Annotated in this window: 2 protein-coding genes; both read left to right on the top strand. The window is 27.3% G+C overall.

The features are described from left to right. The first annotated feature begins 415 nt into the window (after nucleotides 1–415). Nucleotides 416–7,051 carry a BspA family leucine-rich repeat surface protein gene (locus tag HGG64_RS02330; protein ID WP_169580350.1) on the top strand — a complete coding sequence of 2,212 codons (6,636 nt, stop codon included), beginning with the start codon at nucleotides 416–418 and terminating at the stop codon, nucleotides 7,049–7,051. Nucleotides 7,052–7,160: 109 nt separating this feature from the next. Then, nucleotides 7,161–12,245 (top strand): BspA family leucine-rich repeat surface protein, encoded by a 5,085-nt coding sequence (locus HGG64_RS02325; RefSeq protein ID WP_169580349.1) that lies wholly within the window; start codon nucleotides 7,161–7,163, stop codon nucleotides 12,243–12,245. Nucleotides 12,246–12,553 lie beyond the last annotated feature (308 nt).

Here is a 12,553-nt window from a genome sequence, read left to right as displayed (position 1 = left end):
AGATGATCTCGCATCAAAATTATTAATTAAAACAAATTGTCTTATCATTATTTAACAACAAAAAATCTATTTTATGTAGTTAAATATTTACACAATTTATTCGCAAAAATTTCACAATATTAAATGTGCTATTAAGAAGATATGGTAAATAATTTATCTATCAATAATTCCTGCGATTTAACACCAATTAATAAATATATACTGCATAGTTTTAAACATTGTTATATATTTTTTGAAATTAGGTTTTTATATGACTTGTTTTTTAAAAAATTAAATGCAAACTAATTAACTTTATATAGTTGAAACTTTCAGCATAAAATTTATATGTTTAATATTTTTAAAAACCTAAATTAATTTTTTATTATTTAATAAATATGTTATATTATATTATTATAATAATATAATAAGGAAATATATGAAAAAGAAAGGTGCTATGAGAAAGAAAATATTAAGAAAAATATTTATGACTTCATTATGTTTGATTCCAATTATTCCAATTTATGCAGGAATAAACTTCTCAAAATTGGCAAATACCAATTTTAATTTAAGCAAGGAAAATAACATTATACTTAATTCAAATAAAATTACTAAGGAAAGCAAAATTGCTAAAATCAAGGCAAAATATAAAAGCTTGGGATATGAATTAATACTTCACAAGAAAGGTGAATATGTAAATTATTATTACGGTCTTGTTTGCACACGTATTGGCTTTATGTATTTCAAGAATCCAGCAAATAGATTTGAAGTTCCTTTAGTTGTGCTTGAACCTTTCGATGAAAACGTTGTTAGTTTTTATCAATCTTTTAGCAATAACATTGTAAGACAAGCAATTTCAGGTGATTTTGTTGTTTCGATGGAAAATGCCTTTGAGGGTTGTGTATGATTTAATGAATATATAGATCATTGAGAAGTGTCTGATGTTATAAATATGTCTTGTATGTTTAAAAATGCTATAAAATTTAATGAAAAATTAACTACTTGAAATGTCAAAAAAGTTATAGATATGTCTTCTATGTTTGAAGGGGCAACTCTTTTTAATGGTGATATTACCCCATGAAAAACAGAAAGTGCGATGACAATGTCTTCTATGTTTAAGGATGCTTGAAACTTTGATCAAAGTTTATATTATTGAGATACATCAAATGTTAGAGATATGTCGTCAATGTTTGAGGGAGCAAAGAAATTTAATAATTATGTTTATTCATGAGATGTATCAAAGGTAAGAAATATGTCTTCTATGTTTAAGGATGCGGTATCATTTAATGATAGTATTGGCAATTGAATAACATCAAATGTTACAACGATGTCAAAAATGTTTGAAGGTGCAAGAGAATTTAATAGAAGTTTATATTATTGGAATACATCAAATGTCAATAATATGTCATCAATGTTTAAGGGGGCAAAGAAATTTAACAATTATGTTTATTCATGAGATGTAAGTAATGTGACGAATATGTCATCAATGTTCGAAGAAGCAGAAGAATTTAATGATGATGTATACTTATGAAATTTTTCGAATGTTATAAATATGTCATCAATGTTTAAAAATGCTAAGAAATTTAATAAGTGACGGTCATTTCAGGATTTTAATCTTAGGGATACATCCCATACATTTAAAAATGTTAGAGATATGTCATCAATGTTTGAGGGAGCAGTAGAATTTAATCGCGACATATCAATGTGAGACATTTCTAATGTTAGAAATATGTCTTCAATGTTTAAAAATGCTAAGAAATTTAATAATTATGGCAGAAGTCCATTTGATGCCCTTAAATATGAAAATAATATTAAAAATATGTCTTCAATGTTTGAAGGGGCAGAATCTTTCAATTTAGACATTAGCAGATGGAACACCTCCAATGTTGAAAACATGACAAAAATGTTTAAAAATGCCAAAATATTTGACGCAAATCTTTCAAATTGAAAAGTAGATAGCGTTAAAAATTACGATGAATTTTGTGATGGAACTCTTATAACATTTGAAAAATATCCTAAAGGATTAACAAAAGATATTAATAAATTAAATATAAAAAATGATAAAAAACACTCAAAAATTCCATATTTTAGTGAAGATAACTATTATGAAATCGTTGAATTTGTTAAAAATAACAATAAGCATATTAATTGAAATGATTTTAAATTTAGATTTAGTAAATTCAGTAAAGAATGAATGAAAATAGTAATTACTCCTTCAGATACTGGCAAGTGAAAATATAGAGGAGAGTTAAATTTAACTGTAGAATTTAAACGAGAAATAAGAAATTCTATAAAAAATGATTATTTAGGAAAATTATTGGATAACCAAGTAAACAATTTGGAAGAAATAACAAAAAAATTTGTTTTAAATCAATTAAGCGTTGACAAAATCAACTACCAATATGAGCATCAGCCAAATAACAAAAAGATTATTTTAAATTTTAATAATAATGACGATTATGAAGATTGTACATTTGAGATAAGGTATGAAATCAAAAGACCATTATCTGAGCTAATTACTAGTTCAAGCTTTGATAAAGTCAATAATCTTGATGAGGAAAATATTAAAAGAGTTCTTAAAATAAAACATTCAAATCTTGATTTTGATCATCTAGATTTAGTTATTAATGACAATAAAGTCATCATTAAAGCTAAAGACTCTTATCGTGACTATCAAGGACAAAAAGAAATTAGCATTGAGGTTAAAAAGCAAATCTCTGAGCTAATTACTAGTTCAAGCTTTGATAAAGTTAATAATCTTGATGAAGCAAATATTAAAAGAGTTCTTAAAATAAAACATCCAACTCTTGATTTTGAACATCTTGAATTAGTGATTAGTGGCAATAAAGTCATCATTAAAGCTAAGAATTCACATCCTGACTATCAAGGACAAAAAGAAATTGCAATCGCGGCTAAAAGACCATTATCTGAGTTAATTACTAGTCCAAAATTCAATAAAGTAGCAAAAATAGATGTTGAAGAAATTAAGAGAGTTATTAGAGAAAAGTATTCTGAGATTGATTTTGCTCACCTTGATATTGAAATTTCAGGAAATAAAGTGATCATTAAAGCTAGAGATTCACATCCTGACTATCAAGGACAAAAAGAAATTAGCATTGAGGTTAAAAAGCAAGTCTCTGAGCTAATTACTAGTTCAAGCTTTGATAAAGTCAATAATCTTGATGAAGCAAATATTAAAAGAGTTCTTAAAATAAAACATCCAACTCTTGATTTTGAACATCTTGAATTAGTGATTAGTGGCAATAAAGTCATCATTAAAGCTAAGAATTCACATCCTGACTATCAAGGACAAAAAGAAATTGCAATCGCGGCTAAAAGACCATTATCTGAGTTAATTACTAGTCCAAAATTCAATAAAGTAGCAAAAATAGATGTTGAAGAAATTAAGAGAGTTATTAGAGAAAAGTATTCTGAGATTGATTTTGCTCACCTTGATATTGAAATTTCAGGAAATAAAGTGATCATTAAAGCTAGAGATTCACATCCTGACTATCAAGGACAAAAAGAAATTAGCATTGAGGTTAAAAAGCAAGTCTCTGAGCTAATTACTAGTTCAAGCTTTGATAAAGTCAATAATCTTGATGAAGCAAATATTAAAAGAGTTCTTAAAATAAAACATCCAACTCTTGATTTTGAACATCTTGAATTAGTGATTAGTGGCAATAAAGTCATCATTAAAGCTAAGAATTCACATCCTGACTATCAAGGACAAAAAGAAATTAGCATTGAGGTTAAAAAGCAAATCTCTGAGCTAATTACTAGTTCAAGCTTTGATAAAGTTAATAATCTTGATGAAGCAAATATTAAAAGAGTTCTTAAAACAAAACATCCAACTCTTGATTTTGAACATCTTGAATTAGTGATTAGTGGCAATAAAGTCATCATTAAAGCTAAGAATTCACATCCTGACTATCAAGGACAAAAAGAAATTAGCATTGAGGTTAAAAAGCAAATCTCTGAGCTAATTACTAGTTCAAGCTTTGATAAAGTTAATAATCTTGATGAAGCAAATATTAAAAGAGTTCTTAAAACAAAACATCCAACTCTTGATTTTGAACATCTTGAATTAGTGATTAGTGGCAATAAAGTCATCATTAAAGCTAAGAATTCACATCCTGACTATCAAGGACAAAAAGAAATTGCAATCGCGGCTAAAAGACCATTATCTGAGTTAATTACTAGTCCAAAATTCAATAAAGTAGCAAAAATAGATGTTGAAGAAATTAAGAGAGTTATTAGAGAAAAGTATTCTGAGATTGATTTTGCTCACCTTGATATTGAAATTTCAGGAAATAAAGTGATCATTAAAGCTAGAGATTCACATCCTGACTATCAAGGACAAAAAGAAATTAGCATTGAGGTTAAAAAGCAAGTCTCTGAGCTAATTACTAGTTCAAGCTTTGATAAAGTCAATAATCTTGATGAAGCAAATATTAAAAGAGTTCTTAAAACAAAACATCCAACTCTTGATTTTGAACATCTTGAATTAGTGATTAGTGGCAATAAAGTCATCATTAAAGCTAAGAATTCACATCCTGACTATCAAGGACAAAAAGAAATTGCAATCGCGGCTAAAAGACCATTATCTGAGTTAATTACTAGTCCAAAATTCAATAAAGTAGCAAAAATAGATGTTGAAGAAATTAAGAGAGTTATTAGAGAAAAGTATTCTGAGATTGATTTTGCTCACCTTGATATTGAAATTTCAGGAAATAAAGTGATCATTAAAGCTAGAGATTCACATCCTGACTATCAAGGACAAAAAGAAATTAGCATTGAGGTTAAAAAGCAAGTCTCTGAGCTAATTACTAGTTCAAGCTTTGATAAAGTCAATAATCTTGATGAAGCAAATATTAAAAGAGTTCTTAAAATAAAACATCCAACTCTTGATTTTGAACATCTTGAATTAGTGATTAGTGGCAATAAAGTCATCATTAAAGCTAAGAATTCACATCCTGACTATCAAGGACAAAAAGAAATTAGCATTGAGGTTAAAAAGCAAGTCTCTGAGCTAATTACTAGTTCAAGCTTTGACAAAGTCAATAATCTTGATGAAGCAAATATTAAAAGAGTTCTTAAAATAAAACATCCAACTCTTGATTTTGAACATCTTGAATTAGTGATTAGTGGCAATAAAGTCATCATTAAAGCTAAGAATTCACATCCTGACTATCAAGGTCAAAAAGAAATTGCAATCGCGGCTAAAAGACCATTATCTGAGCTAATTACTAGTTCAAAATTCAATAAAGTAGCAAAAATAGATGTTGAAGAAATTAAGAGAGTTATTAGAGAAAAGTATTCTGAGATTGATTTTGCTCACCTTGATATTGAAATTTCAGGAAATAAAGTGATCATTAAAGCTAGAGATTCACATCCTGACTATCAAGGACAAAAAGAAATTAGCATTGAGGTTAAAAAGCAAATCTCTGAGCTAATTACTAGTTCAAGCTTTGATAAAGTCAATAATCTTGATGAAGCAAATATTAAAAGAGTTCTTAAAATAAAACATCCAACTCTTGATTTTGAACATCTTGAATTAGTGATTAGTGGCAATAAAGTCATCATTAAAGCTAAGAATTCACATCCTGACTATCAAGGTCAAAAAGAAATTGCAATCGCGGCTAAAAGACCATTATCTGAGCTAATTACTAGTTCAAAATTCAATAAAGTAGCAAAAATAGATGTTGAAGAAATTAAGAGAGTTATTAGAGAAAAGTATTCTGAGATTGATTTTGCTCACCTTGATATTGAAATTTCAGGAAATAAAGTGATCATTAAAGCTAGAGATTCACATCCTGACTATCAAGGACAAAAAGAAATTAGCATTGAGGTTAAAAAGCAAATCTCTGAGCTAATTACTAGTTCAAGCTTTGATAAAGTCAATAATCTTGATGAAGCAAATATTAAAAGAGTTCTTAAAATAAAACATCCAACTCTTGATTTTGAACATCTTGAATTAGTGATTAGTGGCAATAAAGTCATCATTAAAGCTAAGAATTCACATCCTGACTATCAAGGTCAAAAAGAAATTGCAATCGCGGCTAAAAGACCATTATCTGAGCTAATTACTAGTTCAAAATTCAATAAAGTAGCAAAAATAGATGTTGAAGAAATTAAGAGAGTTATTAGAGAAAAGTATTCTGAGATTGATTTTGCTCACCTTGATATTGAAATTTCAGGAAATAAAGTGATCATTAAAGCTAGAGATTCACATCCTGACTATCAAGGAAAAAAAGAAATTAGCATTGAGGTTAAAAAGCAAGTCTCTGAGCTAATTACTAGTTCAAGCTTTGATAAAGTCAATAATCTTGATGAAGCAAATATTAAAAGAGTTCTTAAAATAAAACATCCAACTCTTGATTTTGAACATCTTGAATTAGTGATTAGTGGCAATAAAGTGATCATTAAAGCTAAGAATTCACATCCTGACTATCAAGGTCAAAAAGAAATTAGCATTGAGGTTAAAAAGCAAATCTCTGAGCTAATTACTAGTTCAAGCTTTGATAAAGTCAATAATCTTGATGAAGCAAATATTAAAAGAGTTCTTAAAATAAAACATCCAACTCTTGATTTTGAACATCTTGAATTAGTGATTAGCGGCAATAAAGTGATCATTAAAGCTAAGGATTCACATCCTGACTATCAAGGCGAGATAGAAGTTGCTATCGAAGCTAAAAAACATATTACCCAAATCACCAAAAATGTAGATATGAATCTTAAATTAGACAAAGTTGGTCATAAAGAAATTAATGAAGAAAAAATAAAAATATTAATTAGGGACATTTTTTATAAGTTAAATATTATTGATATTGAATTTAAATTACATATTGATAAAAAAAATAGCAAAGTTTTTGTTGACTTTGACAATGATAATAACTACTACGGAAAACTTCTATTCAACTATGAATTTAATAATTCAATCACTATTAAAAATAAGAGAATTGTTAAGTGAATAATTATAACAGTAGCAATTTCTTTGATCTTATTTATAACTCTAATAGTATTAGTGAAAAATAGAAAGAAACTAAAAATTAAAAATCGGCAAAATAAATAGTTTATTTCATATATAAATTCAAGGTATTTTAAATTTTATTTTAATTCTCTTTTCTGACTAATTTATAACTATGAAATGCTATAAAAAAATATTTAGAGTAAAGGAAAAAATGCAAAAAAAATTAATTAAATCATTGGCAGCACTTTTAATCGTTTCAATCCCAATTATTCCGGTTGCTGCAAAAATTCATCCAAAGCCATTTATTAGAGTTAGCAATATTAATAGTTATGGTCACATGGCTAAAAAAAATATCAATTTTATTAGAGAAAAATATGAAAAATTAGGTTATAGATTAAAGGAAAGGGTGCCAGCTGAATACATTGGAACGACATGCAAAAAAATTGGTTATATGATTTTTATTCATTCAGGAAGAAAACCTCTTGTTGTCATTGAGCCATTTAAGGAAAACTTAGAAGACGTTTCAGAAAATTTTAATACAAGAAATATACAAATAAAAAGTGACTTTGAAATATCAATGGAAAATGCATTTGAAAATTGCTACAATTTCAATCAGAATATTTCTTATTGAGATGTGTCGAAGGTAACAAACATGTCTTCAATGTTTAAAAATGCCAGAAAATTTAATCAAAGCCTGTACTATTGAGATGTATCAAAAGTTACTGATATGTCATCAATGTTTGAAGGAGCAACATTATTTAACGATAATGATATTAGGTGATGAAAAACAGGAAATGTTAGAAATATGGCATCAATGTTTGAAAATGCAAAAAGTTTTAATCGAAGTCTATATTATTGAGATGTATCAGGAGTTATTGACATGGCATCAATGTTTAAAAATGCCATTTCTTTTAACTCAGATATTTCTTCGTGAAATGTATCTAGAGTAATAAATATGTCATCAATGTTTGAAGGCGCTTTGGAATTTAATATAACCATAAATAAATGAAATTTTTTAAATGTTACAAACATGTCATCAATGTTTAAGAATGCAAAAATGTTTGATAGTGGTAAGACTTGGGAAGATGGAGATCTTGACAAAATAGGACCTACATTCAAAAATGTTGTTGACATGTCATCAATGTTTGAAGGGGCAGATAAATTTAATCGAGATATATCAAAATGAGATATATCTAATGTTAAAAATATGTCATCGATGTTTAAAAATGCGAAGGAATTTAATAACCAATGAAGAGAATTAAATGAATGGCTAAACAGAGAAAATAATATTTGTGATATGTCATCAATGTTTGAGGGAGCCTTGGTTTTTGATAGGTACATAAAGGATTGAAACACATCGAAAGTTGAAAATATGACGAAGATGTTTAAAAACGCAAAAATGTTCGATAAGGATATTTCAAATTGAAAAGTAAATAATGTTAAATTCCATGACAATTTTTGTGCCGAATGTCCTCTAGCATTCGAAAGATTTCCTCAAAATTTAATAAAAGATATAAATAGTGCTATTGCTAACACCATATTTGACAAAAAAATAAACAGAACATTAACATTTAATAATAATTTTTACGAAAAAGTTAAAGAAATTATTCTAGAAAAGAATCAAGGCATTGATTGAAATGATCTTATTATTGAAATTAAAAGTATAAACGAAAACAAAAATGTCTTTATTTCTATTAAGCCTTCAACTAAAGGTATGTGAAAATATACTGGAGAATCCATTGTAAAAATTGAATTTAAAGAAAACATAAACGAAAAAATCAAAGATATTAATTTGGGAAAATTAACAAATATTGAGATAAAAAATCTTGAAAAAATTACAAATGATTTTATTTTAAATCAATTAAATGTTGATAAAATCAACTATCAATATGAGCATCAAACAAATAATAAAAAGATTATTTTGAACTTTAATGGCAATGAAAATTATGAAGATAGTGTGTTGGATATAAAATATGAAATTAAAAAACATTTATCTGAGCTAATTACTGATTCAAATTTCAATAAAGTAGCAAAAATAGAAGTTGAAGAAATTAAGAAAGTTATTAGAGAAAAATATCATAAGATTGATTTTGCTCACTTTGACATTGAAATTAAAGAAAATAAAGTCATCATTAAAGCTAAGGATTCGCATCCTGACTATCAAGGTCAAAAAGAAATTAGCATTGAGGTTAAAAAGCAAATCTCTGAGCTAATTACTAGTTCAAGCTTTGATAAAGTCAATAATCTTGATGAAGCAAATATTAAAAGAGTTCTTAAAATAAAACACCCAACTGTTGACTTTAATCATCTTGATTTAGTTATTAGTGGAAATAAAGTTATTATTAAAGCTAAAGATTCTCATCCTGACTATCAAGGTGAAATAGAAGTTGCTATTGCCGTCAAAAAACAGATATCTGAGCTAATTACTAGTCCAAAATTCAATAAAGTAGCAAAAATAGAAGTTGAAGAAATTAAGAAAGTTATTAGAGAAAAGTACCCTGAGATTGATTTTGCTCACCTTGACATTGAAATCAGAGGAAATAAAGTCATCATTAAAGCTAAAGATTCCCATCCTGACTATCAGGGCGAGCTGCGATTTAGTGTCGAAGAAAAGTTAGATGTTTCTAAGTTAATTACTGATTCAAATTTCAATAAAGTAGCAAAAATAGAAGTTGAAGAAATTAAGAAAGTTATTAGAGAAAAATATCCTAAGATTGATTTTGCTCACCTTAACATTGAAATCATAGGAAATAAAGTGATCATTAAAGCTAAGGATTCGCATCCTGACTATCAAGGTGAAATAGAAGTTGCTATCGCCGTCAAAAAACAGATATCTGAGCTAATTACTAGCCGAGAATTCAATAAAGTAGCAAAAATAGAAGTTGAAGAAATTAAGAAAGTTATTAGAGAAAAGTACCCTGAGATTGATTTTGCTCACCTTGACATTGAAATCAGAGGAAATAAAGTCATCATTAAAGCTAAAGATTCCCATCCTGACTATCAGGGCGAGCTGCGATTTAGTGTCGAAGAAAAGTTAGATGTTTCTAAGTTAATTACTGATTCAAATTTCAATAAAGTAGCAAAAATAGAAGTTGAAGAAATTAAGAAAGTTATTAGAGAAAAATATCCTAAGATTGATTTTGCTCACCTTAACATTGAAATCATAGGAAATAAAGTCATCATTAAAGCTAAGGATTCGCATCCTGACTATCAAGGTCAAAAAGAAATTAGCATTGAGGTTAAAAAGCAAATCTCTGAGCTAATTACTAATGAAAGTTTTGATAAAGTTAATAATCTTGATGAAAGTAGCATTAAAAAAGTTATTTTAGTAAAACACCCAACTGTTGACTTTAATCATCTTGATTTAGTTATTAGTGGAAATAAAGTTATTATTAAAGCTAAAGATTCTCATCCTGACTATCAAGGTGAAATAGAAGTTGCTATCGCCGTCAAAAAACAGATATCTGAGCTAATTACTAGCCGAGAATTCAATAAAGTAGCAAAAATAGAAGTTGAAGAAATTAAGAAAGTTATTAGAGAAAAGTACCCTGAGATTGATTTTGCTCACCTTGACATTGAAATCAGAGGAAATAAAGTCATCATTAAAGCTAAAGATTCCCATCCTGACTATCAGGGCGAGCTGCGATTTAGTGTCGAAGAAAAGTTAGATGTTTCTAAGTTAATTACTGATTCAAATTTCAATAAAGTAGCAAAAATAGAAGTTGAAGAAATTAAGAAAGTTATTAGAGAAAAATATCCTAAGATTGATTTTGCTCACCTTAACATTGAAATCATAGGAAATAAAGTCATCATTAAAGCTAAGGATTCGCATCCTGACTATCAAGGTCAAAAAGAAATTAGCATTGAGGTTAAAAAGCAAATCTCTGAGCTAATTACTAATGAAAGTTTTGATAAAGTTAATAATCTTGATGAAAGTAGCATTAAAAAAGTTATTTTAGTAAAACACCCAACTGTTGACTTTAATCATCTTGATTTAGTTATTAGTGGAAATAAAGTTATTATTAAAGCTAAAGATTCTCATCCTGACTATCAAGGTGAAATAGAAGTTGCTATCGCCGTCAAAAAACAGATATCTGAGCTAATTACTAGCCGAGAATTCAATAAAGTAGCAAAAATAGAAGTTGAAGAAATTAAGAAAGTTATTAGAGAAAAGTACCCTGAGATTGATTTTGCTCACCTTGACATTGAAATCAGAGGAAATAAAGTCATCATTAAAGCTAAAGATTCCCATCCTGACTATCAGGGCGAGCTGCGATTTAGTGTCGAAGAGAAGTTAGATGTTTCTAAGTTAATTACTGATTCAAATTTCAATAAAGTAGCAAAAATAGAAGTTGAAGAAATTAAGAAAGTTATTAGAGAAAAATATCCTAAGATTGATTTTGCTCACCTTAACATTGAAATCATAGGAAATAAAGTCATCATTAAAGCTAAGGATTCGCATCCTGACTATCAAGGTCAAAAAGAAATTAGCATTGAGGTTAAAAAGCAAATCTCTGAGCTAATTACTAATGAAAGTTTTGATAAAGTTAATAATCTTGATGAAAGTAGCATTAAAAAAGTTATTTTAGTAAAACACCCAACTGTTGACTTTAATCATCTTGATTTAGTTATTAGTGGAAATAAAGTTATTATTAAAGCTAAAGATTCTCATCCTGACTATCAAGGTGAAATAGAAGTTGCTATCGCCGTCAAAAAACAGATATCTGAGCTAATTACTAGCCGAGAATTCAATAAAGTAGCAAAAATAAATCTTGAAGAAATTAAGAAAGTTATTAAAGAAAGGTTTCCTAAGATTGATTTTACTCACTTTGCCATTGAAATCATTGGAAATAAAGTAATCATTAAAGCTAAGGATTCGCATCCTGACTATCAAGGTGAACTGCAATTTAATATCACTGAGAAGATCAATATCGCTAAAATGATCGATGAAAAAAATATACTTTTGGAACTAAAAAAAGTTAAAGCAGAACAAGTTAATGAAAAAGGATTTAAGTTGCTAATTGAAGAAATTTTTCATAAGTCGGGAATGAAAAATATTGAATTTGATATATCTCTAGAAAAACACAATAATAGAATTGTATTAGATTTTAATAATGATGATAATTATCACGGAAAAATTTCATTAAATTATGAAATGGACAATTTAATACCAAATAAGAAAAATAATAGCATAATTTGAAAAGTGATAATTGCAGTCATATTATCTATAACTTTGCTAATCATATTAATATTAATAATTAAAAAAACGAAAAAAGGTTATAACAAGCAGAATTAATTTCTGCTTTTTTTATAAACTATTTATGTTCATATGTTAGGTTAATATATTAATTTGCTAGTAAATTTCTAAGTTTTTCAGAAAATGATTCGTTATACCTTAATTTCAGTTTTTAAATTAAAATATTGTTTATTTCTTAAGAATTTGTATTTTTTTAACATAACAAATTTTAAAGGAGAAGAATAAAATAATTGTAAAAATCAAAATTCAGTGAATTTATTTACAAATTTAATTATATATTGATATATAATAAAAATGTCATAACATTTAGTAGTATGGCTTAAATTTTTATTTAATTACTTGTTTGA

The sequence above is a fragment of the Mycoplasma phocoeninasale genome (assembly GCF_012934885.1).
Classification (GTDB): Bacteria; Bacillota_I; Bacilli_A; order Mycoplasmatales; family Metamycoplasmataceae; genus Metamycoplasma; species Metamycoplasma phocoeninasale.
The sequence above is the reverse complement of the archived record's forward strand: the minus strand, read 5'-3'. Positions and strand labels throughout refer to the sequence as shown.